This window comes from Oxalobacteraceae sp. CFBP 8761 (genome assembly GCA_014841595.1).
Taxonomy (GTDB): domain Bacteria; phylum Pseudomonadota; class Gammaproteobacteria; order Burkholderiales; family Burkholderiaceae_D; genus Telluria.
Window position 1 is genome coordinate 19585 of record JACYUE010000004.1, and the last position, 25787, is coordinate 45371.

The 25787-nt window shown below is 59.0% G+C and carries 18 protein-coding genes and 2 tRNA genes; 15 read left to right on the forward strand and 5 right to left on the reverse strand.

The annotated features are described in order from the left end of the window. Window positions 1–8 precede the first annotated feature (8 nt). A complete protein-coding gene (locus tag IFU00_19695; protein ID MBD8544504.1) occupies window positions 9–1238 on the reverse strand; it encodes an FAD-dependent monooxygenase in 1230 nt (409 codons plus the stop codon). 174 nt (window positions 1239–1412) lie between these two features. Here IFU00_19695 and IFU00_19700 point away from each other — a divergent pair. From IFU00_19700 to uvsE, 5 genes are all read left to right on the forward strand, one after another. Further along, window positions 1413–1488, forward strand: a tRNA-Phe gene (locus tag IFU00_19700). Between the two features lie 62 nt (window positions 1489–1550). Further along, window positions 1551–1892 (forward strand): alkylphosphonate utilization protein, encoded by a 342-nt coding sequence (locus IFU00_19705; protein MBD8544505.1) that lies wholly within the window; start codon window positions 1551–1553, stop codon window positions 1890–1892. Between the two features lie 80 nt (window positions 1893–1972). Continuing rightward, on the forward strand, window positions 1973–2557 hold the full coding sequence (locus IFU00_19710; protein ID MBD8544506.1) for a lipocalin family protein: 585 nt from the start codon (window positions 1973–1975) through the stop codon (window positions 2555–2557). Between the two features lie 22 nt (window positions 2558–2579). Continuing rightward, window positions 2580–3437, forward strand: a complete 858-nt coding sequence (locus tag IFU00_19715) for a CAP domain-containing protein (GenBank protein ID MBD8544507.1) — start codon at window positions 2580–2582, stop codon at window positions 3435–3437. Between the two features lie 77 nt (window positions 3438–3514). Next, on the forward strand, window positions 3515–4429 hold the full coding sequence (uvsE, locus tag IFU00_19720) for a UV DNA damage repair endonuclease UvsE (GenBank protein ID MBD8544508.1): 915 nt from the start codon (window positions 3515–3517) through the stop codon (window positions 4427–4429). A 4-nt stretch (window positions 4430–4433) separates the two neighbouring features. Here uvsE and IFU00_19725 read toward each other — a convergent pair whose 3' ends face one another. Both IFU00_19725 and IFU00_19730 read right to left on the reverse strand, forming a co-directional pair. Beyond that, entirely contained in the window at window positions 4434–5138 is a 705-nt protein-coding gene (locus IFU00_19725; GenBank protein MBD8544509.1) for an alpha/beta hydrolase, read from the reverse strand. 9 nt (window positions 5139–5147) lie between these two features. Continuing rightward, window positions 5148–6089, reverse strand: coding sequence for a serine acetyltransferase (locus IFU00_19730; protein ID MBD8544510.1), 942 nt, complete (start codon window positions 6087–6089; stop codon window positions 5148–5150). Between the two features lie 181 nt (window positions 6090–6270). On the opposite strand from IFU00_19730, the gene IFU00_19735 reads away from it, so the two are divergent. Further along, window positions 6271–6756 carry an acyl-CoA thioesterase gene (locus IFU00_19735; protein MBD8544511.1) on the forward strand — a complete coding sequence of 162 codons (486 nt, stop codon included), beginning with the start codon at window positions 6271–6273 and terminating at the stop codon, window positions 6754–6756. Between the two features lie 58 nt (window positions 6757–6814). After that, window positions 6815–6890: transfer RNA gene (locus IFU00_19740), tRNA-Phe, on the forward strand. Between the two features lie 248 nt (window positions 6891–7138). On the opposite strand, the gene IFU00_19745 is transcribed toward IFU00_19740, so the two are convergent. Then, window positions 7139–8893, reverse strand: a complete 1755-nt coding sequence (locus IFU00_19745; protein ID MBD8544512.1) for a hypothetical protein — start codon at window positions 8891–8893, stop codon at window positions 7139–7141. Window positions 8894–8931: 38 nt separating this feature from the next. Next, window positions 8932–10077, reverse strand: a complete 1146-nt coding sequence (locus IFU00_19750; GenBank protein MBD8544513.1) for a DUF4297 domain-containing protein — start codon at window positions 10075–10077, stop codon at window positions 8932–8934. Between the two features lie 610 nt (window positions 10078–10687). On the opposite strand from IFU00_19750, the gene IFU00_19755 reads away from it, so the two are divergent. The 8 genes from IFU00_19755 (at window position 10688) to IFU00_19790 (ending at window position 25782) form a co-directional block, all read left to right on the forward strand. Further along, window positions 10688–11188 (forward strand): type VI secretion system amidase effector protein Tae4, encoded by a 501-nt coding sequence (locus tag IFU00_19755; protein MBD8544514.1) that lies wholly within the window; start codon window positions 10688–10690, stop codon window positions 11186–11188. After that, window positions 11185–11658 carry a type VI secretion system amidase immunity protein Tai4 gene (locus IFU00_19760; protein ID MBD8544515.1) on the forward strand — a complete coding sequence of 158 codons (474 nt, stop codon included), beginning with the start codon at window positions 11185–11187 and terminating at the stop codon, window positions 11656–11658. Before IFU00_19755 ends, IFU00_19760 begins: the two co-directional genes overlap by 4 nt. Window positions 11659–11914: 256 nt before the next feature. Continuing rightward, the gene (locus tag IFU00_19765; GenBank protein MBD8544516.1) at window positions 11915–12715 is read left to right on the forward strand and encodes an HDOD domain-containing protein; all 801 of its coding nucleotides are present in this window, start codon (window positions 11915–11917) and stop codon (window positions 12713–12715) included. A gap of 1712 nt (window positions 12716–14427) precedes the next feature. Further along, window positions 14428–20751 carry a heme peroxidase gene (locus IFU00_19770; GenBank protein MBD8544517.1) on the forward strand — a complete coding sequence of 2108 codons (6324 nt, stop codon included), beginning with the start codon at window positions 14428–14430 and terminating at the stop codon, window positions 20749–20751. Between the two features lie 96 nt (window positions 20752–20847). Continuing rightward, window positions 20848–21576, forward strand: a complete 729-nt coding sequence (locus IFU00_19775) for a PEP-CTERM sorting domain-containing protein (protein ID MBD8544518.1) — start codon at window positions 20848–20850, stop codon at window positions 21574–21576. Window positions 21577–22787: 1211 nt separating this feature from the next. Further along, entirely contained in the window at window positions 22788–24176 is a 1389-nt protein-coding gene (locus tag IFU00_19780; GenBank protein ID MBD8544519.1) for a multicopper oxidase domain-containing protein, read from the forward strand. Window positions 24177–24213: 37 nt separating this feature from the next. Continuing rightward, window positions 24214–24792, forward strand: a complete 579-nt coding sequence (locus tag IFU00_19785) for an SCO family protein (GenBank protein MBD8544520.1) — start codon at window positions 24214–24216, stop codon at window positions 24790–24792. A gap of 321 nt (window positions 24793–25113) precedes the next feature. Further along, entirely contained in the window at window positions 25114–25782 is a 669-nt protein-coding gene (locus tag IFU00_19790) for a heme-binding protein (protein ID MBD8544521.1), read from the forward strand. Window positions 25783–25787 lie beyond the last annotated feature (5 nt).

Genomic DNA, 25787 nt, shown 5'->3' on the forward strand with positions numbered 1-25787 from the left:
TGTAATTCTCAGATTGATGACTTGCCCATGGCATGGGCCATCAGGCGCCGCTTCAGTGCCGGCATGTTATTGAGCAGGTTCAGGCCGACATTCCGGACCACGCGCAGTGGTTCCAGGTTCGCGCCGAACAGACGTTCGAGTCCATCGGTGGCCAGTTGCATCAGCAGCACCTCTTCCTTGCGCTTGCGGGCATAGCGGGCCAGCACCCGCTCATCACCAATGGCGCGCCGTTCTTCGCGGTCACGCACGATGGCCAGCAGGTCGACGATGTCGCCAAACCCCAGGTTCATGCCATGGCCGGCCAGCGGATGCACGGCGTGCGCCGCATCGCCCACCAGCGCCACGTGCGGCGCCACCATCGCATGCGGCTTGATCAGCGCCAGCGGCACGGCGGCCACGGCGTCGGGCTGCAACGGGCGCAGCGTGCCCAGTTTGTCGTCGGCGTATTCGCCCAGCCGGATCGCCAGCTCGCCCAGCGACTCTTCCATCAGCGTGGCGGCCAGGGTTTCCGGCGCCGACCACACGAGCGAGACGCGGTTGCCCGGCAGCGGCAGCAGCGCGATGATGCCGTCCGAGCCGGTGAACCACTGGTGCGCGACGCCGTGGTGCGGCTTGTCGCAGGCAAAGTTGGTGACGATGGCGCTCTGGTGATACATGCGGTAGTCGACGCCGATATCGCACTGCCCGCGCACCCACGATTCGCGTCCGTCCGCGCCGACCAGCAGCGCGCACTCGACACGGCGCCCGTCTTCGAGGCGCACGGCGGCGCCGCTGTCGCTGCAAGTGAGCTCGCAGGCGCGGCCTTCGACCCGCTGCACATTGTGCGCGAAGCGGAGCGCAGCATTGAGCGCGCCGTTCAGGTTCTGGTCTTCGACGATCCACGCGAGCGTGCCGACCCGGGCGCCAAAGGCATCGAAGCCCAGGCTACCAGCATCGGCGCCGTCGCCGTGCACGTCCATCGCATCGACCGGGGCAACGCGCGCCATGTCGAGGGCATCCCATACCTTCAGGGACGACAGCAGGTCGTGCGCCGTGTGGTTGAGCGCATACACGCGCACGTCCCACGGTCGCTCGACGGCCGGTGCTGTGGCTGCAGCGGGCGCCTGCCGGGCCGGCGGCGCCAGCAGCGTCACGCTGTGGCCGGCCTGGGCGAAGCCGAGGGCTGCCGTCTTGGCGATGGCGCCATTGCCGACGATGCAGACGTCGGTCCGGATGGTGGAGGTCGTGGGCGTGGTCATGAAGGCATTATAGCGATATGCCGGTGCCGGAGGCCGGGCGGCGGGTTCGCGCCGTCGCAGGTGAGCGGGACAGGCCGCTCAGCCGGACCGCGACGCACAGACCACGTTTGTGCTGCCGCGCGCGCAAGAGGACTTGCGCAACTGAAAATCGATGGCTATAATCGTGCCTCTCTTGGCCTGGTAGCTCAGTTGGTAGAGCAGAGGATTGAAAATCCTTGTGTCGGTGGTTCGATTCCGCCCCGGGCCACCAAGAATTCAGCAACACGTAAAAACGCCACCACCGAGTGGCGTTTTTGCATTCCAAGGCCACTCATGCATACGCTTCCACCCTGCCCCCTCTGCCAATCGGCCTACACCTATGACGACGGCGCCGGCCAGTACGTCTGCCCGGAATGCGCGCACGAGTGGCCGATCGCGGGCGCAGCTAGCACCGAGACCGCGCGCGTCTACAAAGATGCGTCGGGCAACATCCTCCAGGACGGCGATACCGTTACCGTGATCAAGGACCTCAAGCCAAAGGGTTCGGGCGGCGTGATCAAGCAGGGCACCAAGGTCAAGAACATCCGCCTGGTCGACGCCGACCACGATATCGATTGCAAGATCGATGGCTTCGGCGCCATGAGCCTGAAGACGGAGTTCGTGCGCAAGGTGTAATGGCGTGGCGCTATAAACCATGCGACACCATTGTGGCTTTGTCATTATTCTGTGAACCTTCAAGATCACAAGAGGTTCCCATGTTTGCCAAGCCATCGTTCCTTGCCGCGTGCGCCACGCTCGCCCTGTCTGGCCTCTGCGCCGGATCGGCATTGGCTGCTGACGCCGCCAAGCCATTGCAGCCGATCGAATCGCTCGCGGTGCCCCGCTACATGGGCGTCTGGTACGAAATTGCCAAGTTCCCCAACGAATTCCAGAAGAAATGCGTGGGCGACACCAGCGCCACCTACAACCTCGACAAGGACGGCCGGGTCAAGGTCATCAACCGCTGCCGCACAGCGGACGGCAAGATCGATACCGCCGAAGGCGTCGCGCGCCAGCCGGGCGCTGCCACGTCGCCCAAGCTCGAGGTGCGCTTCGCACCGGCCATCCTGTCCTTCATCCCGATGGTGTGGGGCGATTACTGGGTGATCGATCTGGACAACAAGTACCAGCTGTCCGCAGTCAGTGAGCCCAAGCGCGAATACCTGTGGATCCTGTCGCGCACGCCCCAGGTCGCCCCAGCCGAATACAACGCCCTGCTGGCACGCCTGAAGGCGCAGGGCCTGGACACCTCGAAACTCGTGCTCACGCCGCATACGGCGGCGCCGCAATCCGGGCAGTAAGAGGCTGGTGAAGCGATCGGTCATGCGCGCCGCCCTGTGCGGGCTCGGCCCGCTGACATCGATCGCGCCAGCCTGGGCCCAGCCGCTTGCCGCTGATCCGCTGGCGGCGCTGATCAATGCCTACCGCGCCAAACCGGCCGACTGCGACGGCGCATCCGTCGCGCCGGCGACGCCGCTGGTGGCCGAGCCGGTCCTGGCGCAGATCCGCATCGGCTTCGGGACCTTCATCGAATCAGCACTGGAGCAGGCCGGCTACCCCACCGATGGCGCGGATTCCGTCGACGTTACCGGTCCGGAAGACGCCGTGGCCGCCATGCGCGTGCTGCAGCAGAGGTATTGCAGGGTGCTGCGCAGCGAACGATTCTCGGCCGTGGGCAGCTACCGCGAAGGCACGACCTGGACCGTCGTGCTGGCCCGGCCGGCGCCCCCCTTGCCATCGACCACCTACCCGGACTGGCGCGACGCCGGCCGCGCCATCCTCGATGCGGTCAATCTTGCACGCGCCAGCGCCCGCATGTGCGGCGACCGCGCATTTGCGGCGGCGCCGCCCTTGCAGTGGAACGCGGTGCTGGGCGAGGCCGCGCTGGCCCACAGCCTCGACATGGCCACCCGTCGCTACTTCAACCACTACGCGCGGGACGGCAGCGATCCGGCCGATCGCGCCACGCGCGCCGGTTACCGCTGGCACCGCTTGGGCGAAAACATCGCCTTCGGCCAGCACTCGCCACAGGAAGCGGTCGACGGCTGGATCGACAGTCCGGGCCACTGCGCCAACATCATGCAAGCGGACTTCACCGAGATGGGCGCGGCCTATGGCATCACGGCCGACCGGCAAGCGGGCATCATCTACTGGACCCAGGTGTTCGGCACGCGGCGGTAAAGTGCCCCGCTTTCGACCCTGGTTCCGAACCCGGGTGCGCCCTGCACCACTCCGCTTCGGCTAGACTTGCCTGCACCATGACCCTGATCGCCACGCAACCACACCTCGGCCTTGTCTGCATCACCGTCTCGAAAGAGGTGCGGTATCGCACGATCACGCGCAAGCGCCTGCTCGACCTGTCCGAAGAAGGTCAGCAGCGCGCGCTGGAAGACATTTACCGCGACAATATCCAGACGCTCGACAACGCGCTGCGCTACTGCGAGCGCGAAGGCATCAGGCTGTACCGGATGCCGTCATCGATCTTCCCTTTCGCCGACGAGCCGTTCGGCCTGGCGATCCTGCAGAAGTTCAAGGAAACCCTGGGCCGCTCGGGCCGGCGCGCGACCGAACGCGGCATCCGGCTGGTGATGCATCCCGACCAGTTCGTGGTACTGAGCTCGGATTCGGAAAACGTCGTCGCCAACAGCGTCAAGATCCTGCAGATGCACGCCGACATCATGGATTTGCTGGAGCAACCGCGCTCGCCTTGGGCGCTGCTGGAAATCCACGGCGGCAAATCCGACCGCGAAGACCAGCTCGTGGCCCGCATCGCCGAACTGCCCGAGGCGATCCGCAGCCGCCTGTGTCTGGAGAATGATGAATACGCCTACAGCGCCGACGAGATCCATGCCGTCTGCGTGCGTGCGGGCATCCCGATGGTGTTCGACGCCCACCATCACATCGTCCACGAAAAGCTCGACAGCTACGACCACCCGAGCGTCGCCGACATGCTGGCCAAGGCCCGTGCCACCTGGCCCGATCCGGCGCACCAGCTGGTGCACATCTCGAACGGCCGCGAAGGGTTCAACGACCGCCAGCATTCCGATCTGATTTCGGTGATGCCGTCGTCTTACCTGCAGGCGCCCTGGATCGAGATCGAGGCCAAGCACAAGGAAGATGCGATCCGTGGCCTGCACGGCTGGTGCGAGAAAGTCACGCCCGCCGCGGCGTAGTCGTTCAGCTGGCGTGCAAGGCTGACACGCTTTCCAGCCACGGCGTCAGCACATCCGCCAGCGCCTGCGGCGCTTCGATCGGGATCATGTGGCCGCTGTCGTCGATGACGGCAAACGTGGACCCGGCAATCCCCGCATGCAGTTCCTGCGATTCTTCCAGACTGCGCAGGCGATCGTGGCCGGCCGCGACGATCAGCGTCGGGCAGCGGATCTGGTCCAGCAGATGCAGGTCGCCGGGCCGCTCGACCATCGACTGGTTGCGAAACGCCTCCGCCCCCAGCCGCACACCCATCTGACGCACGCGCTCGATCAACGACTCGTCGCCCGCATTTTTAAGATTCAGCGACGTGGCGATCGCCGTGCGGCTCAGGCCCGCGAACGACACTGACGGCGCCGAGCGCGCCACCGAGCGCTTGCCCTGCCTGACCGCGTCGGTATCGGGCCGGGTCGAGCTGGCGATCAACGCCAATGCTTCCACCCGTTCGGGCGCCTGGCGCACGATCTCGCGGGCGACATAGCCGCCCATCGAAAAGCCGACGAGGATGAACGACGGCGGCGCATCACGCAGCACGCGCGCGGCCATCGCGGCGAGCGACGTGTCGTGGCGCAGGTCGGCATGCACGAACGGGCCGAATGGCGCGAGCGGTGCGCGCAGGTCGTCCCACAGCGTGTCATCGGCCATGTAGCCGGGTACCAGCAGAATCGTCATCCTTGAGGCTCAGGTATTGCGCATCTGCGCCTGCGACACATTGCTGCCCGGCGGGACGCTCTGCGTGAGCCAGACATTACCGCCGATGGTCGACCCGGCGCCGATGGTGATCCGGCCCAGGATGGTGGCGCCGGCATAGATGACGACGTCGTCCTCGACGATCGGATGCCGTGGAATGCCCTTGACGAGCGCGCCGCTGTCGTCGACCGGGAAGCGCTTGGCGCCCAGCGTGACCGCCTGGTACAGCCGCACGCGCTCGCCGAGGATGGCGGTTTCACCAATTACGACGCCGGTGCCGTGGTCGATGAAGAAGCTGCCGCCAATCTGCGCGCCGGGGTGGATGTCGATGCCGGTGAGCGAGTGGCCGATATCGGCCACCACGCGCGCCAGGAACGGCACGCCCAGGCGCGTCAGGCAATGCGCGATGCGGTGGTACAGGATGGCGATGGTGCCGGGGTAGCACAGCATGATCTCGGCCACCGAGGTGGCAGCCGGGTCGCCCGCGAGCGCGGCCTGTACGTCCGACACCAGCAATGCACGTAAACCAGGCAGGCGGGCCGCGAACTCGCGCGTGATCGCGCGGGCACGCTCGGCCAGCACGAGGTCTTCACGCTGAGCATCTGCACCGGACGCGGCGGACGGCGCCGCCGGCGAGAAGCGCAGCGCGCGCCGCACCTGCTCGACCAGCCGGTCGAGCGCCACGTTGAGCGTATCGGCAACGTAGTAGTCGATGCTCTCGTCATTCAGGTCGGGGCGCCCGTAATGCGTGGGAAACAGCGCGGCCGACAGGCCGTCGACGATCTGGCGCAGCACCTCGCGCGACGGCAGTTCGCGCACGCGGCCCTGGTGCCGGATATTGTGGGTCGACTCACGCGACGTGCGGAGTGCATCGATGACGGGACCAAGGTGCCATTGCACCGATCCACCTTGGTATGGGAGTTCGCTGTTCATTTGCCGAGCCTAGCGGGTTTGCATGGTGATGCCACGATTTTATGGGTATTTCGGCAAGCGCGTTTGTCGGACTACTTTTTCACCGGGTCAGCAGATCAGGGACCACCACCGCTGACCTTGCCGCGCAGCAGTTTCTAAGGCAACATCAGCACTCGCCCAGCCACTTGTATTGATTGCAACCATGAACCTGCCCTCCCACCAGCTCAGCATGACAGTGCTGATGACGCCCGACACGGCCAATTTCTCCGGCAACGTGCACGGCGGCACCATCCTGAAACTGCTCGACCAGGCAGCCTACGCCTGCGCCAGCCGCTACGCCGGGCGCTATGTGGTGACGATGAGCGTCGACCAGGTGACCTTCCGCCAGCCGATCCACGTCGGTGAACTGGTGACCTTCCTGGCCGCCGTGAACTATACCGGCCGCAGCTCGATGGAAATCGGGATCAAGGTGATTGCCGAGGACATCCGCAGCAAGGCCGTGCGGCACGTGAATAGCTGCTTCTTCACGATGGTGGCGGTGGGCGACGACAAGAAGCCGGCGTCGATTCCGCCGCTGGTGCCGTCGACACCCGACGAAGTGCGCCGCTTCGAGGAAGCCAAGGGGCGCCGCGACCTGCGCCTGGCGCTCGAACGGGATCATGCGCAGCGGATCAGCAGCAAGGGTTGAGGATCGGCGCGTGAGGATTGTCTGCTTGCCAAAAACGCTGCTATAATTGCGCGCTCTTGGCCTGGTAGCTCAGTTGGTAGAGCAGAGGATTGAAAATCCTTGTGTCGGTGGTTCGATTCCGCCCCGGGCCACCAAGAATATACCTTACGAAACGCCGATCCATGCAGATCGGCGTTTTTGTTTTCAGTGCACGAAGTCCTCGTATCCGGTCTATTCCCGGCCCACCATCTCCGCGCGCGCACAACCGTCCCAATCGTCCAAACGTCCGTCCCACTTAGCTCCTCACTCCGCAGCATGGACCTTAAATCCATGCTACGGTGACAGATCGGACTTTTGGTCCTATGCTCGCAGGTTCGAATACGCACGGTCCACCACGAATTGCCTATTCATCCGAGTCCGCCACTGACTTGTCCTCGTTGACCTCCTTGACCTTTTCGATCGGGATGCTCAGCAGCGCGGCATTCATCTGCCGGTAGAGCGGCTCGACATCAGACTCGACCTCGTCATAGTACTCGGGAAGCAACATGCTGTACTTCTTGTCGAAAACAGTTGTCTTGTCGAGCTGAGCGTCCGAGTGTTTCGTGACGCAGACTATGAGCTGCATGGAATCCGGAAGGTTCTCCGCGATGAACCCGAGGACGACGTGGAGGTTCAGGTCGTCTTGGTCCTGTTGGTTCGGAGAGTCTATGACTACGGGGACCGACATGCCTAGCTGTTCGCCATGGCAGACCTTCCACAAGGCTGCGTAGTAAGCGAGGAGCAAACGAGGCCCTCCGCTGCCTGAACGGTTAGGTCTGCTGACAAGGTTTGGATTGCCCGAAGGATCGGGTACGTTGAGCGACTTCCTCGCTAACCGGTAGGCTTCTCTGAACGCAGCCACAATCCTTTTGGCGCGCTTCTTGTCGGTCAATGCGCCTAGTTGTGCCTCGATTTCCGCAAGTTTAGCGTTCCAATCTGCCAGTTCGCCAGCGATCTGTTCTCTTTCGGCATCGAATGCCCTATGGGCAGCCTGGGCTCCTTGAGATTCCACTACCTCTTGGAACCGAAGGTCCCCGCGCTTTTGCTCAAGGATCCCGTTGATTCTGGCGTAGTTGCCGCGCAGCGTTCGAAGTTCCCCGTTCGTCGATTCCAGTTGTCGTCTCGCGGTAACGAGATCTCTCTGGAGAGTACGCGTAAGCTCCTCCAGGATCCTGGCGTCCTCGGCATAGCCCAAGTAGTGCAGAAACGACTGCTCGTGCTCCGCCCCACATGTCGGGCAGACGATTTCATTGGCATTTGCAATGTTCGCAAGATACTTCTGGTCTCCGGCGTATTCCCGCAGCGAGGCGAATGCGGTTTGGATCTGGTGGTTGATGCTTGCAACCACTTCACCCTCACGGACATACTTAGCGCGCAGAGTTTCTTGCAGGCCGTTGAGCTCGTTCGCCTCCGATGTCAGGCGGCAGATTTCTTCTTCGAAGCCCGCCTCCGACAGCTTCACGGTGCCAACAGGAAGAGTCTGGCTCAGCCGAAGGCGAGCGCGTTCCAGAAGCTTCATCTCGCTGACACGCGCATCGGCTTCCTTCGATATTGCGCTTTGCTCGCTCTTGAGCTCATAGTATTCGGCAGGCTTGATACCGCTGAAATATTCGAGGATGCTGCGGACCGGTGCCGCATACTGCAACGTAGCGGGGAAAGTATCCCATTTTTCCCGCCAGCTCCCATCTTGGTCAATGTAAAAAGGGAGGAAAAAACAGGAAGGATCGGCCAATACGCCCTGCCCTGTCTTCTTAGAAGTCAGCATGAGCTTGAACCCGACCAGCGCCGCGAACGTTTCAGCCCATGCGGCAGGCGAATCAGTTGCCTTGAGAAGCTTGCCGGACGAATCGTGAAGCGAGCGCGCACCACTATGGTGGATGACGGTGAACGATTCACCGTCTACCTTGAACCTGACTGCGGAAACGGTCTGAGGATCCCATTGTTCGAGGGTTCCCAGCGGTTTGGCACCAAGCGTTACGAAGAGGTGCTTAACGAGGCTTGACTTGCCCGTATGGTTCTCCCCTTGGATCAGGTTCCTGTGTGGGTGAAAGCTGACCTTCCTGGCTTTTTTGTCGCGGTGCGATAGCAGCGATATGCTTTCGAATTGAAAGATTCTCATAGGATTTTGTAGATAGGGCACGAAGGAGTTTTCTGAAATTAGGCTGCGGCATTTTTCGTTACCTGAATTAGCAAATACGCGAAGACTTCGGTGTTCTTGAAGGCCGGATGGGCCGCGGCTATCCTCGCGGTTTCCGCTTCCAGTGCAGGAAGCAACGAAGAAGATGCTAGGAGCGGAGGTGCTGCCTTGACGCATTCGTCGATCAGGGCGAGCTCGTCGCCCCCCCACGTCCCGGAGACGACGGCGGAGAAGTACTTTGTCACGCCGACGTTAATCGAGATACGCCTAAGAGGAGCAAGCCCTTCAAGCAGCAGTCCGTCAAGAACCTTGTCAAGGTACGATTTCAGGTCAGGAACGCCTTTGAGATCGGCAAGTGCAGAGTTCAGCTCGGTCATCGAGTATCCCCGCTGGTGACGCAGTTCCTCAAACGACGCCATGGGCTGGGTCTGTCGCCCGAGGGCACTGAGTTGGGCGAAGAGAGCGTCCACGAATGCTTTCGCTTGACCTGCGCTCGCCGGTAGGTGCTTGCTGAGGTAAGCCGAAGCCGCGCCGAGAGCCATTAGGTGAGGGTCGTCCGGGTGCAAGGTGGTTTTCCGCAAGGCGAGCCGTTTGAGGTCCGGGACTTCTCCGGGAGCGGCGTGGAGCAGGGCCAACCCCTCAGCCAAAGGTGACGCGTGCGAAGCGTCAAGCTCCGACGCCAGGCACTTGAGCAGGGCCGAGGCTGATCCACTCGTGACTAGCGGAAGGTCGCAGCCTGCGTTCGACACAAAGTGAGCGTTGGCTTCCAAATGCTGGACGGCCAAACCAGCCTTATACAATTTGCCGAGAGGGCTCTTTCCTACCTTAGACAAAGTGGGTGGTACTTTTTTCTTCGTTCGGCCGTCTGGCTTCAGCAAGCCCGTCAGTTCGTTGAACGACCACTCGCCGCTGTCTTTCTTCTTGATCTGGTATATATCGACGCGGCTGGGTGCCGTTTCGGAATCGAATTCGGCGACGTCCTGGATCGACTCGAAAAGCAGAAGGAAATCGGTCGAGCCGGCTTGTTTGAGCTCGAATATGCGGAGGATCGCCCAGTAGCGCTGGAAGTCCACCCCCTTCTGCCCATGACCACCCCCAACTTCCGCCAGCTCAGGATCCTGACTCAGGGAAAATATTTCGGTGAATTTTTCTTCCGCTAGCGTCATATGTAGAGTTGGAAAACATCGATCGTCAATGTGGATAGGGACCCTATGGGGTTGCTCATCGTAACTGTTGGTAATTTATCAGTGACCATGCAAATCGCCAATTTTTTTTAGCTGTTATGAGGATAATGACTTGAAAATTCTTGTGTCGGTGGTTAGATTCCGCCCCGGGCTACCAAGAACATACCTTGCACAACGCCAATCCATAGTGATTAGCGTTGTCGTTTCTGGACTTCGCAGGCCTCGCCGCCTGTCAATGTCCACTTCGCTCATTCGTAAATACAGCATGGCAAGCTCATGTGTCCAGGCCAGATAAGGTCAGGTCAGGTCAACGAAGCATCGTCCGCGAAACGGCCGTGAGGGAAGTATTGCGCAAGGCGGGCGAGACGTTCACGCAGCGGATAGAAGGGAGAATTCTGTCGGCGGGCCTGGTTCACCAATGTGTACGAACCATTGGTTTGACAAGCGTCCAGTCCGATCTGCACGGATTGCGGATAATCGCGACGGCCTGTCGGTACCGCGCGTCGGGGCCAGCAGGCGGCCGACGGCTGCGTAATTCTCCGCAGACGCCACAACGACCAATCCGATGCAACCCCAACCAAGGATGAACAACATGTCGCGTCCCTCCTTCATTGCTGCATGGGCAGCTTCGCAGCGAATTTATGACCCCGTCAATTCGGGCGCCAGGGTAGCAAAGGTGATAGGAGGAAATGTTGAGAAGAATATTAATAATTTTACGGATGCACAGCGCTGGAATAACACCTGCGCCGTACGGATGAGTTATATCCTTGGCGAGGCAGGCCTGATGATTCCGAACATCCATGGACAGACAGTATCCGGGGCGGACGGGCGAAAATACTTTTTCCGTGTACGGGATCTGATTGGTTTTTTGAAGCAGCAATGGGGCAAAGCTGAGGTTGTGAAATATCCTGCTTCCGGCGGCGGCACGTTGGTTGGCAAGAAAGGTGTCATCCTGTTTGAGGTATCTGGCTGGTCGGATGCGCAGGGGCATGCCACCCTTTTCAACGGCCAATCCTGCTATGACCACTGTTATTTCAATGAGCCGGAAGCAAAATATCGCACGGACCGTGCGAACTTCTGGGGCTTGCGATGAAGTCGATCCCGTTGTGCTTGGCGCTTGTGACCTCCACGTTGCTTTCATTCACAGTCCACGCCTCCGATCAAACCGTCATTTCTCCACAGGCTGGCGCCCGCACCTATGCGCAAAATTACAAGGACATGGTGCTGGCAACCTGTATGACACAGGCATACCGGAATGACACGGGTGCGGCCACTGATGCTGGAAGCAGTGCCAGCGCCTTGCGTGATTGGACCTACTTCGATATGGAGAAGAGTCCCGATGCGGTCGAGTCGCTGGTGAACCGCTATCTGGCGCGGGACTACTCCCATCCGCTCGTCGAATCGGAGATCAAAGGAGTCAGGTTCGATTTCCTGAAGTGCATGGACCTGTACCATAGCAAAGCGCTGGAAGACTTGGTCAAGCGGCTGGTCATTCACCCGAAGCGTACTTTCAGGCAGGAAAACCCTTCGCGGGCAAGGGCTCCCGGCGCAGCCGCCAGGTAACAACTGGCTGGCTACGAGCACCCTCATACCAAGGTCAAGTGCGTGCGTTATCGAGGCGACGCTGGCCGCAAAGGTGCTTACCACATAGACTAGGCCAAGCGGGCTTTCTGGCATCCGCGATCCTTGTGTCCGGTCCAGGAAATAATTTCCCTGACCAGTTCCCAAGGGAAACAATTATGCTATCGTGAAATTTCAATGTCACCCCATCGCGCGACCGTCAACCTGTCGCAGCGGCGATGTTCGTTGGAGAATCGTCATGAGCGAGTTATCGTCTTTTTTTCAAGCAGTAAAATTGCCGGTCATTTCAGAGGTCGCCCATGCATTGATCAAAACCCTCGATGACGAGGATGCGTCGGCCACCCAAATCAGCGCGATCATTGCACGCGACCCCGCCCTCACCGCCAAGCTAATGCGCCTGGCCAATAGCGCCCGCTTCGGCGTCGCGCGTGGTGTCACGTCACTCGACGATGCCATCGCCATGGCGGGCCTTGGGCATGTGCGCACCCTGGCCCTGGCGGCCTGCTTCGCCGAAACCTTCCCGGACCTTCCGGGCCTCGACAGCGACGAGTTCTGGAAAAGCAGCATGGCCTGCGCCGGCTACGCCAAATGGCTGGCCGTCTGCCTGGGCGACGATGGCCAGGATGCCTGGCTCGCAGGCATGATGATGCGGCTTGGCGAACTGCTGATCTACCAGGCGGCGCCGGCAACGTTTGCCGAGATCGAGGAGCAACCCCACCTGCCGGGTGGACGGTGGGAACGCGAAACGCGATTGCTGGGCTTTTCGGAGGGGCACATTACCGCCGAACTTTGTCGTCGCTGGAATTTCCCAGTCGTCATCGTGAACGCATTAGAAAGCGCATCCGATCCAATGGACGCCCACCCGTTCAGCAAACTCGGGGCAATCATCCACCTGGCCAGCCTGCTGGCCGACACACCGAGCGACGATCCGGCCATTCTCGAGAGCTTGCCGCAAGACGTCGTCACCGCGTTGCAGCTGAACCGCGAGTGGATGCACAAAAAGTTTCCATCCCACGCTTCCTTCTCGGCCGCGCCATGACTCGCCTGGGCAGTGGAGCGTGCTGTCTCCGGACCACGCCGTCACGCCTGGTCTGGCAAATCGATAGTGGGGATACAGCGCCGCTCGAAAATTGAAAATCCTTGTGTCGGTGGTTCGATTCCGCCCCGGGCCACCAAGAATATTGTTCACGCAACGCCAACCATCACTGGTTGGCGTTTTTGCTTGTGGGGCTCGTAGTCCTCGTATCCGCCCATGTAGATAAGCGAAACAAACTGCAGCGGTCAGCGATGTCTCGACCGAATCGTTCGACTGTCCATTTCCATCAGCTTCGTTGCACAAGTCGTCTACGGCGCGATTTGCGCAAGCTGAAAGCAAGTGTACAACTGCGAAACGATATCGGCCTTCAGTCGACGCATCTACATCGGCTTGGGAATCCACCGCCGTGCAGTCGATTTAAGGCACGTCGTAACGCTTCGTCCAGATGGACGGGCTAGGAATGCAGTTGCGGGCCGTGCCGACTCGTGCGTCGGGTTGATGCCGACAAAGCCGCGAATGGCCTGGCTGTCGTAAATCGAATCCTTGATGCATTCGCCGACCGCGTTTGTCACCGTTCAGGTAGCACCGCAGCACCGCCGCCACTGGCAGCGGCCATGGTGTAACAATCTCGATCTGGCCTGTAAGCGGGCGCGGGGAATCTATTTCTTCTCGGTGGGAAACTCGGCTTGAAGATCACATTTTGCTTATTGGTTATTCGGCTGGAATTGAACGAATGCAATAAATTCTGTTTTTGCAGATATTTCATCATGCTGTGCAAATACGCTACAAATGAAGAAATAATTACAACAATTTATGCATTTATCGTACTATGTATTTACAGACAAACGACCTCTTCAGTACTTTATGTTTCTCCAACTAAATAAAATATCTTTTTAAAAAGATGTAGCCAAAATTAGGGGTGGGGAATGGATAAGTCTTTAGACAGGGCTATGTTCGTGCCTGAGAAAACCGAACTATCTACTCCAAGAAACAAAGCCGGGCATTCTTGGATCGCTGTGGTAAACCTCTTCGCAGCCAGCTGTAGAACAATTCGATTCGCAGTGCCTGTAATTCCTCTGACAGTTTCTTCTGTTTATCTTTTCATGGCCGTGGGAGCGTTGTTTACTCCGGGGCTTGAAAAGTACGCCCTGCTATTCGTCTGGCGAAAATGCCTTCGCCGGATAAGCAATACTGACGTTGGGCTCTTGTGCTACTCCGCGCTTGCAAAGTCCGGAATCGCTCAGCTATTTCAATTCCTCGCCACTGATAGCAAACTGTTGCCTCGCACGTCGTTTATTCGACATGTTACGGCACAGGGGCGACCTTCACGGTACAAATGCAGTCTCCAACACCGGTATCGCAAGCCCTATTGGGACGCAACGCCATTGAAGTGCCGAATAGAGCGATGTTGGTAATCTCGTCGGGCCTTGAACAGGCAGGTGGCAAGCATTGGCAACCTTAGCTGATTCCTCCAGCTATTAAATCGCCGCACGCTTCGCTTGGCGCCTTGCATCTTATCCACTGTACTTCCCGCTAGCCGATTAGACCGGTGACGGCCTCGTCATGCCTGTTTTGCGCAATCTGTGCGAAGCAGGAGATGTGCGACAGCACACCGTATATCTGATATGGAAGCATGGCTTTTTTACCAGAAACATCAATCAGTGTGACGCTGCTTTCAAAAGGCCGCGAACCAACTCCTGAAAGTGAGTATTCAAATGACGACGTCAAATTCGCAATATGGCTTCAACGTTACGTTTGATGACCTGAATTTCATCCTGAAACAGATCAAGATCGCTGAAGCGAGCGTTAACCCGGCTACCGGCAACATGCAGAACCTGCCGGCGCTGGTCGGGAGTGCGCTGCTCCCGTACGGCTTGCGTACGGTCGATGGCTCATGGAATAACCTGCTGCCAGGGATGGAACGCTCGGGCGCGGCTGATGAAATCATGCCACGCCTGGTGCCTGCCGAATTCATGTCCGCCGAGGGCAAGCCACAGTACTTCTACGGACCGCAGGACACGCAAGCCGGTCCGGTCACGAGTTATGCGCAGACCATGCCGGGAAACGTGGTCTTCGACTCCACGCCACGCATGATCAGCAATCTGATCGTCGACCAGAGTAACCGTAATCCGGCGGCCGTGGCGGCGGCAGATCAGCGGGCGGACGAGAGCACCTACCCCGGACAAAATACGGTGGTGACTGACAACGGCACGCTGTACATTCCGAACCTTTCCCCCGACATCGGCCTGTCGCCGCCGTTCACCGGCGTCATGGCCCTGTTCGGCCAGTTCTTCGACCACGGGCTGGACCTGATTTCAAAAGGCGGCGGCACGGTCTTCGTCCCGCTTGATCCACAGGATCCGCTGTACGTGCAGGGAGGACACGCCAACTTCATGGTCCTGTCGCGGGCGGCGAACACGTCGTTGCCCGGTCCCGATGAGGTGCTGGGCACCGACGACGACACGGTTGGCCATACCAATACGACGACACCGTTCATCGACCAGAACCAGACCTACACCTCGCATCCGTCGCACCAGGTGTTTCTGCGTGAATATTCGATGATCGATGGTAATCCTGTTTCGACCGGCAAACTGCTGACGGGGGCGTTCGGCGGGGGCAACTGGGGCGAAGTCAAGGCCCAGGCTGCTGCCAAGCTTGGCATCCAGTTGACCGATGACGATGTGTTCAACGCACCGCTGCTGGCAACTGACCCCTACGGCAACTTCCTGCCCGGACCCAATGGTTTTGTCCAGATCGCGACCGCCAGCGGCCTAGTGGAGGGCGATCCGGCGGCAAATGGTGGGCGCGGTATAGCAATTCCTCAAGACACCATCCGTACTGGGCACCAATTCCTGATCGATGTGGCCCACTCTTCGGCACCGGGTACCTATGATCACGATCACGATCCGGGTACGCCAGAACTGAAGCTCTTGCCGGACCTGGACACGATAGTCGGCAGTGCCAGCGCTGTTGCGCCGCCCGGCTACTATGACGATGAACTGCTGGACCGCCACTTTTCCAACGGCGATGGCCGCGGCAACGAAAACATCGGCCTCACCGCCATTCATGCGGTCTTCCACTCCGAGCACAACCGTCTGGTAGACCAGTACAAGCAGACGATCCTCGCTAGCGGCGACCTGACAATGCTCAACGAGTGGCTGGCCGTGGACGTATCCTCCATGCCGGTGACCCCGACGGCGCTCGCATCGCTGCAGTGGGATGGCGAACGCCTGTTTCAGGCAGGGCGTTTCGTCAACGAGATGCAATATCAACACATGGTTTTCGAGGAATTCGCGCGCGCAGTACAGCCGAGTATCGAGCCGTTCGTGTTCTCGCACTCGGCCGACATCAACCCGGCGATCATGGAAGAGTTTGCGAATGTGGTCTACCGCTTCGGTCACTCGATGCTCACCGAAACCGTGTCCCGGCTCGATGGCGATCTCAACAATAAGGACATTGGCCTGATCCAGGCTTTTCTTAATCCAGTCGAATTCAACCGCGCAGGCGGCGAGGCTGGTGAAGCTACAGCAATCGCTGACATTATCCGCGGCATGTCGCGCCAGGTTGGCAACGAAATCGACGAGTTCGTCACTGGAGCGCTGCGCAATAACCTGGTCGGGCTTCCACTCGACCTGGCCGCGCTGAACATCGCACGCGGACGCGATAGCGGGGAACCCAGCTTCAACGAAGCGCGCGCCGCATTCTTCGAGATGAGCGGCGACGCCCAGCTCAAGCCCTATACCAGCTGGGCCGACCTCGCTCCGCACCTGAAGAATCCTGCGTCTATTATTAACTTTATCGCCTCGTACGGCACGCACGAGACAATTACCAACGAAACTACCCTGGCCGGCAAGCGTGCGGCGGCAACACTGCTGGTGATGAACGACATCAACATCACTGGAGATTCGGAAAAGGAGAATGCGCCTGCCGACCGGCTCGACTTTCTGAATGGCACCGGCTCGTGGAAAAACGTTGAAACCGGCCTGAACGATGTCGACTTCTGGATCGGCGGGCTGGCCGAAGCCAAACTCGAATTCGGCGGCATGCTCGCCCCGACCTTCAACTTCGTGTTTGAAGCGCAGATGGAAAATCTGCAGAATGGCGACCGTTTCTATTATTTGAGCCGGACTCAGGGCCTCAACCTTCTGAATGAACTCGAGAGCAACCTGTTTTCCAAAATAGTGATGCGCAACAGCGACCTGGGCGATGCGGACAGCACGACACATCTCCCTGGGCTGCTGTTCAGCACGCCAAGCTATATCCTGGAAATGGACCAGGCCAACCAACGCACCGGAATTGCAGTGCAAGGCAGCACCATCCTGAACGGCGATCCGACCCGCAATAACGAAGTCCTAAATGCAATCAACTCGCTTGTCACACGGGTAAGTCCGGGCGCCGATGTGAATGGCGACGGTCATGCTGACGGCGGCGTACTGTCCTATGCCTACGATGGTCCCGACCACGTCGTGCTGGGTGGTACAGCGGGCAACGATACGCTGATGGGCGGCCGCGGTATGGATACCTTGTGGGGTGACGGCGGCAACGACCACCTGGATGGCGGCGACGAAGCCGATCAGGTACATGGCGGCGACGGCGACGACATCATCGAAGACCACGGCACGCCTGCAGGCGCGGCTGACTTCCTGCGCGGCGACGCCGGCAACGACGTCATCAGCAATGGTGCCGGCAACGACATCGTCTTTGGCGGCACCGGGCAGGACTTCTTCATCGTCGGCCCCGACTTTACTGAAATATTCGCTGGCGAAGGCAATGACTTCCTGCTGGGCGGCCCCGGTTCCGACGGCCTGATGGGCAATGAGGGCGACGACTGGATCGAAGGTGGCGAGGGCTTCGATGGCCTGTCGGGCGAGAACTCCCAGCTGTTCTTCAACAGCGACATTATCGGCCACGATGTGCTGAATGGACAGGGAAACGACACCGACTATGACGGCGAGTCGGGCAATGACATCATGGTGCAGGGACCCGGCATTCAGCGCAGCAACGGCATGCTCGGTTTCGACTGGGCCATCCACAAGGGCGACCCCGTCGGCGCCAACTCGGACCTTGGTATTGCCGTCTTCTTCGAACAGGACCAGTTCATCCTGCGCGACCGTTTCGACTCGGTCGAGGCGTTGTCCGGCTGGAAGTATGACGACGTGCTGACCGGTACGATCCGGCCGACCGGCACGGCCGGTGAGCCAGGCGGCATCCTGAACGGCCCATTATCGGACAGTAAGCTATTGCAAAAAGACGTCGCGATGATTGCAGGGCTCCAGCAGCTCCTTGGCGTGGCGGCGGTGGCCAATGGCGAAGCGGTGGTGTTCGATCCGGTCAACGGAGGGGATATCCTGATTGGGGGCAACGGCAACGACCGTTTCATTGGCAAGGCTGGTGACGACCTGATCGATGGCGATGCCTGGCTGAATGTGCGGGTCAGCGTACGCAGCGCAACCGATCCCGACGTCGAAATCCGGTCGGTCGACAGTATCAGCGAGCTCAAGACGGACATGTTGAACGGGACGATCAACCCGGGCCAGCTCCGGATCATCCGGGAAATCATCACTGACCCGGCGGCCAAGAGCGATACCGACACGGCCGTTTATTCGGACCTTTATTCCAATTACGACCTGAGCCGCAACGCCGACGGCACCTGGACTGTTGCCCACCTCCGCGGCACCCAGGCCGATGGTACGGACAAGATCCGCAATGTCGAACTGCTGCAGTTCACCGATCATCTTGTCAACCTGACCGGCGAGCCGAAGATCAGCGATAACACGCCGCTCGAAGGCCAGGTGCTGACTGCGCTGCCGGGAGAAATTGCGCTGTTCAGTGGCATTCTCGAATCGGCCATCAGGTTCCAGTGGCAGAGCGCGAGCACGGGCGACTATACGAATATCGCTGGTGCCACATCGCCCACGTTCACGCCAGCGCAGGCGCATGTGGGCATGAGCTTGCGCGTCGTCGCCACATTCACCGACGCGGCAGGCATTGCGCGCACCGTGATTTCGGCGCCGACCAAGGGCGTCGGCGACCTGGTCATCGGCACCAACCTTGGCGAGACGCTGAGCGGCACGGTTAACAATGACCGCCTTGTGGGCCTCAACGGGAACGATACGCTCAATGGTGGTGCCGGCGCCGACGAGATGATAGGCGGAGCGAACAACGACGCTTACACGGTCGACAACACGGGCGATGTCGTCACTGAACTGGATGGTGGAGGCACCGACATCATCCATACGACGCTGACCAATTACGCGCTTGATGAACTCGGCAACGTCGAACATCTCATGTTCATCGGTGGTGGCAACTTTACCGGCCAGGGTACATCAAAGGCCAACACGCTGACTGGCGGCGCCGGCAACGACATGCTCGACGGCGGCGCAGGTATAGACCGGCTGGTTGGCGGCGTCGGCAATGACACCTATACCCTCTCGGATCTGGGCGACATCGTCGTCGAAGGGACTGGTGCGGGCAACGATACCGTCAATGCCAGCGTGGCGACTTACACGTTGGCGAACAATGTCGAAATCCTGCGCTACACCGGCACTGGCAATTTCAACGGCACCGGCAACACAGGTGCCAACCTGATCGTGGCCGGCGACGGCGATGACATCCTCGACGGCGGCGCCGGCAACGACGAACTGCGCAGCGGGGCCGGCAATGACAAGCTCACCGGCGGTATTGGCGACGATATCTTGTTCGGCGGCACAGGCGACGACGTGCATGATGGCGGCACGGGCGCCGACCGCATGACTGGCAGCAATGGTGACGATACCTATGTGGTCAACGACGTGGGCGACGCCATTGTCGAGCTGCTCGGCGAGGGTGACGATACCGTCCGCACCACGCTGGCGAATTATGTACTCGGCGACGACCTGGAAAATCTCCTTTACACCGGCAGCCAGGTGTTCAGGGGGACCGGCAATGCACTAAGCAACCGGATCACAGGTGCGGGGGCTGCGGATTTCCTGGATGGCGGGGCCGGCATTGACAGCATGACCGGCGGCAGCGGTAACGATACCTACACTGTCGACGAGTCGCTCGACGCCGTGGTGGAACTGCTCAACGGCGGCACCGACCTGATCAGAACCACCCTCACCAGCTATGCGCTGTTCGACCACGTCGAGAACCTGACCTACACCGGCAACCTTGCCTTCCTGGGCGATGGCAACGGCCTTGTCAATATTATTATCGGAAGCACCGGCGCGGATACCCTCGACGGCAAGGGTGGCGCTGACCAGCTGATGGGCGGCGCAGGCAACGACATCTATATCGTCGACGAGACCGCAGACGTGATCGTGGAGACAGCTGGCGCAGGCCTGGATACCGTCAGGTCGACCGCGCTGGCGTACACGCTGGCCAACAATGTCGACTACCTCACCTTTACCGGTAGTGGCAACTTCGCCGGCACCGGCAACAACCAGGCCAACCAGATCACCGGCGGTGACGGCGATGACGTGCTGGACGGCGGCGCCGGCGCCGATACCCTCACTGGTGGCAAGGGCAACGACGCCTATAAGGTCAATCAGACGTCGGACGTGATCGTGGAAGTGGCTGGAGAAGGCACTGACACGGTCCAGTCGACGGCGACGAGTTATACGCTCGGTGCCAACCTCGAAGACCTGCTGCATTCCGGCGCCGCTGCAACACTGGTAGGCAATGAACTCGGCAATACCATCATCGGGGGCGGCCTCAACGACATTCTCCGTGGCATGGATGGCAACGATCGTCTTGACGGTGGCGCTGGTAACGATGTTCTTCAAGGGGGGAACGGTTCTGATGCATTCGCGTTCAGTCTGTACGCGTTTGGCGCTGACACGATATCCGGATTCGATGCCAATCCGAACGGCGGCCAGGACCGGATCGATCTTGTTGCACTCGGTATCACAGAGGCTAATTTCGCGTCAAAAGTGCAACTTACGCTGGTGGACAACAACACCAGCATACAAATCCAGATCGTTGGAGGTGGCTCGATCTTGCTTCAGGGCCTTGGGGATCTTTCTTCAATGACCATGGCCGACTTCGTACTGGCTGTCTAAAGGCGTCTTGTTGTAGCTGTAAGCGACACCCCTGTGGCCGGCACGGGACAGTTGTCCTGTGCTTGGTCGACATCGTTCTCAACCAAGTGAGGCATCATGAAAAATTATTATTTTTGCAAAGCCAGACAAGTCGTCGTCGCTCTCGTGCTATCTGCGGCGAGCATACAGCTAGCCTCGGCCGGCATCATTTTTTCGGAGCCGGCAGCAGTGCCCGGCGTCGGAAATGGCGTGTTTGCCGTTCGGTTCAATACGGGACCGAGCGATACCGGGCCATCCACCACGGTCACCGGTACCGCAGGCGCGGGCCCTGTCAACGACCGGTACCTCGTCGATTACTCAAGTAATGAATCGCTGATAGCTGCCGACAATCCAAGCGCAACTCCGCCGATGACACCGCAAGTGAGCGGAGAGGACGGCAGCTTCCGGCTACTTGACGTCAGTGTTCAAAACGGCGCCTTTACCTCGTTGTTCCTGAATTTCCGTATGCCCGTCGTGCCTCGTAACCCAGCGGGCCGCTTCGCCGATATCACAGCGTTCGGATTTAATGGGGAAATGGCCACTTATACCCTTGAGCTCAGCAACGGCAATAACTTTTTCCGTGTGGATGCCACGGACGGCACCCTGTTGAGAAACCTGTCGTTGTTGAGCCCTTTCGAGATTCTGGACGCGCGCCAGGCGCGCATCAGCGGCCTGCAAGACGCACCAGTACCTGAACCAGCTACGCTGTTGAGCCTCGGGATTGGTCTGGCCGGCTTGGTTGCAGTACGGCGCCGGCCCCGTGTTCCCGGTGCAGTCGTTTTCGGTACACAGCCAGCGTTGACATAGCGCGCCAAAAGGGGGGCCTTTACCTTGTGGACCGAACGCAGCGATGTCGCGTGGTTCGTCTCGCGCCTGCCGCCCCTGATGCGGTGGCAGGCCGGTACGCGTGTGCGCAAAGGCCAAGCGTGCTTCTGTTTGTAATGGTGCCGTGTGGAGAGTGCAGTGAATGTCCCCAAGCGCTGCAAGGCAGGCTTACTGGCGGCATCTTCACTCATATTTGCCGCGCTCCGTGAGCATGTTTGGCAGCACTGGTCGTAGACGACATACAGGCAGCAGGACAGTTGGAGAAGCTCGATATTGCCAATACGCGGGACATTCCTGACCCGGGTTTTTTGCTCTATTAAGGGATATTTTCAGACTGCGGCGAAAATACCACGCCAGGCGCATTTTCAGGAGAGAAAGCCCGATTACCAGGTTTTTTAAACTAAGGCCATCAACCAGATACCTGAAAAATTCACGATGGAAATTGGTTCGACAGAGCAGCAAAGAGTTTGCGCAAAACTTCATCGCCAACTCAAAAAATTTCGATATTCATTGCCCATTTTTTGAGAATTTACGAATGATCTTAACCCCTTTAATTAAGTTAAAGGATGATATAAAGAAAAATTTTCCTTAGAGTTTCGATTTTTTAATCATATTGGGGAAACGTAGTTTGGCGAACCATGCCAGGGTGTTTTACATTCTCATGAAACTCAACCCCGAAAAATAGGCTTTAATAAAAGTAGATTTTTATCAGCGCTGGAGTAATATGCAATCTGGGTAGGAGATAGTGTAATCAATTTTTTCAGTTACTCATATTAAATTAATCAGGCAGTAAAAAAGGGCATGGCATTAAATCGCCTGCAGAATTTCAGAGGTGCCAAGCCTTTGAAGACAGACGCTATAAAACCTTAACAGCCAAGGGTGTCGACATGCAGAGATCCACAGAAAAAGGAGTTCTCACGCCCAAACGTCGCGAATTCCTCAAACTCGGTGCTGCAGCAGGAGGATCTGGACTGATTGCGTCGCGTTCACTCGACGTCAGCGGAGCAGATATCACGCCTCCGTATACCGTACCGTTTCTTGAAGCACTCCCGGTGTATCGTCCCAAACTGTCGGTAGAGCTTAGTCCACCGCCGCAGGAATACCCCCATGCCGACGAGGCGGGGCGTGACCGGCACCAGGCGTGGAACAGGTTTCCTTACCAAAAAACCTATTCAATCATCGTCAAGCAAGGGATGCATTCATTCCATCCGCACCTGCCTACCCAGACGATTTGGGGCTACGATGGGAAATACCCCGGTCCAACGATCGTCGCGCGGATAGGTGAGCCTGTGATTGTCCGTTATTACAACAGACTGCCTCGCGACGTAAATAGTTTTGGCTCACCTGAGATATCAACCCACTTGCACAATGGTCATTCGGCGTCGGAAAGCGATGGGTTTGCCGGGAATTATTTTAGTACCACAATTGCTGGCCCTACACTGACCCGACCTGGCAAGTATTACGATTGCCATTATCCGAATACCTATGCAGGTAGCGATCGATGGCCAGACAGCGCAGGCGATTATCGGGAGGCTTTGGGGACACTGTGGTATCACGATCACCGTGAAGGTTTCACAGCAGCAAACGTGTACAAGGGGCTCGCCGGTTTCTACCTTGTGTTTGACAAAGTAGATTCCGGCAACGAACGGGATCCATCACCGACTGCCTTGCGCCTGCCCAGCGGCGTAGGGGTCTACGACATCCCCATGATCATCCAGAACCCGAAGTTCGATGCAGGGGGCCTGCTGATTTTCGACCAGTTCGACACTGAAGGCTTCCTTGGAAACAAGTTTACCGTGAATGGTAAGGTTTCACCTTTTTTCAAGGTAGCAAGCCGCAAGTACCGGTTCCGCATTCTCAATGGTAGTACGTCACGCTTTTACGATCTTGTCGTGCGGAAAGGCAATACTGACCTGCCTTTCCAGATTATCGCCAGTGACGGCAACCTGCTGCCGGCACCCTTGAAAGCGACCTCGATACGCATTGCGCCTGCCGAGCGGATCGACATTGTCATGGATTTCTCGACCATCGCGATTGGTTCCGAATTGTACTTGGTGGATCGCATTGTGCAGAGCGAGGGCCGGGGACCTGAAAGTATTCTCAACCTTGCCGGCAATGCGCTGATGCGCTTCGACGTCGACCGTACCGCCGCCGATAGCAGCCGCGTTCCGAGCCAATTGCGGCCACTGCCAGAAATAAACTTCGCTGAGGTAGCCAAACGGCGCGAGTTTCGATTCAAACGCGAGAACGGCGTGTGGCTGGTGAACAACGAGGTCTTCGATCCTGAAAAAGCCTCGTTCAAGGTCAAGCGCGGTACTGCAGAAATCTGGGAATTGGGGGGAAGCGGCAGTTGGCATCATCCGATCCATATTCATCTTGAAGAGGGGCGTTTGTTGTCACGCGGAGGCAGACCGCCGTCGCTAGTCGAAGCAGGCCGAAAAGACGTTTTTGTTCTGTATCCGCAAGAGAGCGTCACGATATATGTACAGTTTCGGGACTTCGTTGGCAAATACATGATGCATTGTCACAACACGATCCATGAAGATCATTCGATGATGGTGCGTTTTGACGTCGAAGACTGAGCAGTTGCGCGGCAAATAAACCTACGAGGTGACAGACATGGACAGGCGTCTTTTATTTGCAACCGCAGGAGGACTAGCATTTGGCGTGGCCAGTAAGCTGCTTGCGTCGCCAGATCACGCGCCTTCTGCGCATCCGTATTTCCCTGATACCGTTTTATATGATCAGGACGGCAAGCCACGACGCTTGTATTCGGATTTGCTGGAGAACAGGGTTGTCGTCATTAATATGATGTATGCGATGTGTACCGCTATCTGCCCGGACAATACGGCGCGTCTGCGCGAGGTGCAGACGGCGCTCATGGACCGGTCTGGCCGCGATGTGTTTATTTACTCGATCACATTACGGCCAGAACTCGACTCCCCGGCTGTATTGGCGGAATATGCAAGACAATTTGGAGTCGGCAAGGGATGGTCATTTCTTACCGGTTCACCCAAGGATATCGATCTGGTCCGACGCAAACTCGGCTTCTACGACACAGATCCGGTAGCCGATGCCGATATCCGGAACCACACCGGCGTCCTTCGCATTGGCAATGTCAAGCTGGACCGGTGGATGATGATGCCAAACCGGAGCCGGGCGAGCCTTGTCGTCCGCGCCATCGAAAATATCTGTTGATGGTCTCGTCAAGCGAACCTGCATGATTGACCGGAGCGCGCTGCGATCAGTAAAGGCCAATCCCGGTGCAGTTTTCGGAGGATGTAAATGGTTCAGATTGTTCTTTGCTGTTTTTTCAAATGGTTTAACAAAGGAATGGGGGCATCGAGGCCAGGGCCGCTCATGGCATGTGCGCCGACCGACTTCGTGGTCGCCAACCTGCCCGAGGCCAGACGCGACGCGCTACAGTAATGCCAGACCTCCTTGTGTCCTGGCAGGCCAGGCGCCGCGTTGTGGAAAGTGTATGCTCTTGCCATGCTCACTGCCTCAGGAAAGCACGCCATGACTGCCCCCACCCGACCATCCTGCCGCATTGCCCGGCCACGGCGCACACGACAGCTGATGGGCCTTGCCTGCGTCGTGGGGCTGGCGCTGGTGCTGCTGCCCGCAGCCAGCCACGCGGTCGAAGAACCCGCCTACACCATCGTGCGGTCCTACCCTGCATTCGAGATTCGCCAGTACGGGGCCTACACCGTCGCCGAGGTCGTGATGCCGCCGCCCGCCGAGGATGCGGGGAACCGCGCCTTTCCCATTTTGGCCGGCTACATCTTTGGCAAGAACAAGGGCGAACGCAAGCTTGCCATGACCGCCCCGGTGACCCAGGCGCCGGTCCCGGCCAAGCTGGACATGACGGCGCCCGTCACCCAGAGCACGGTTCCCGATGGCATCCTGGTGCAGTTCGTCCTGCCCAAGGACATCAATATGGACAACGCGCCGCTGCCGCTCGATCCAAGCATCAGGCTGCGCGAAGTGCCGCCCACACAGGTGGCAGTGATCCGGTATTCCGGCTTCTGGTCGCAAGCCAATTACGACCGGCACCTGGCCGAACTTCAGGCGGCGCTGCGTGCAGCCAATATCCGCTGGACCGGCGAACCGGTGCTGTCGCGCTACAACGGCCCGATGACGCCATGGTTCATGCGGCGCAACGAGATCTGGCTGAAGCTCGACTGAACGGC

Excerpts from the sequence above, each read along its gene's own strand:
- IFU00_19695 (MBD8544504.1), bottom strand. The coding sequence starts at position 1,238 with ATGACCACGCCCACGACCTCCACCATCCGGACCGACGTCTGCATCGTC.
- IFU00_19705 (MBD8544505.1), top strand. The coding sequence starts at position 1,551 with ATGCATACGCTTCCACCCTGCCCCCTCTGCCAATCGGCCTACACCTAT.
- IFU00_19710 (MBD8544506.1), top strand. The coding sequence starts at position 1,973 with ATGTTTGCCAAGCCATCGTTCCTTGCCGCGTGCGCCACGCTCGCCCTG.
- IFU00_19715 (MBD8544507.1), top strand. The coding sequence starts at position 2,580 with ATGCGCGCCGCCCTGTGCGGGCTCGGCCCGCTGACATCGATCGCGCCA.
- uvsE (MBD8544508.1), top strand. The coding sequence starts at position 3,515 with ATGACCCTGATCGCCACGCAACCACACCTCGGCCTTGTCTGCATCACC.
- IFU00_19725 (MBD8544509.1), bottom strand. The coding sequence starts at position 5,138 with ATGACGATTCTGCTGGTACCCGGCTACATGGCCGATGACACGCTGTGG.
- IFU00_19730 (MBD8544510.1), bottom strand. The coding sequence starts at position 6,089 with ATGAACAGCGAACTCCCATACCAAGGTGGATCGGTGCAATGGCACCTT.
- IFU00_19735 (MBD8544511.1), top strand. The coding sequence starts at position 6,271 with ATGAACCTGCCCTCCCACCAGCTCAGCATGACAGTGCTGATGACGCCC.
- IFU00_19745 (MBD8544512.1), bottom strand. The coding sequence starts at position 8,893 with ATGAGAATCTTTCAATTCGAAAGCATATCGCTGCTATCGCACCGCGAC.
- IFU00_19750 (MBD8544513.1), bottom strand. The coding sequence starts at position 10,077 with ATGACGCTAGCGGAAGAAAAATTCACCGAAATATTTTCCCTGAGTCAG.
- IFU00_19755 (MBD8544514.1), top strand. The coding sequence starts at position 10,688 with ATGTCGCGTCCCTCCTTCATTGCTGCATGGGCAGCTTCGCAGCGAATT.
- IFU00_19760 (MBD8544515.1), top strand. The coding sequence starts at position 11,185 with ATGAAGTCGATCCCGTTGTGCTTGGCGCTTGTGACCTCCACGTTGCTT.
- IFU00_19765 (MBD8544516.1), top strand. The coding sequence starts at position 11,915 with ATGAGCGAGTTATCGTCTTTTTTTCAAGCAGTAAAATTGCCGGTCATT.
- IFU00_19770 (MBD8544517.1), top strand. The coding sequence starts at position 14,428 with ATGACGACGTCAAATTCGCAATATGGCTTCAACGTTACGTTTGATGAC.
- IFU00_19775 (MBD8544518.1), top strand. The coding sequence starts at position 20,848 with ATGAAAAATTATTATTTTTGCAAAGCCAGACAAGTCGTCGTCGCTCTC.
- IFU00_19780 (MBD8544519.1), top strand. The coding sequence starts at position 22,788 with ATGCATTCATTCCATCCGCACCTGCCTACCCAGACGATTTGGGGCTAC.
- IFU00_19785 (MBD8544520.1), top strand. The coding sequence starts at position 24,214 with ATGGACAGGCGTCTTTTATTTGCAACCGCAGGAGGACTAGCATTTGGC.
- IFU00_19790 (MBD8544521.1), top strand. The coding sequence starts at position 25,114 with ATGACTGCCCCCACCCGACCATCCTGCCGCATTGCCCGGCCACGGCGC.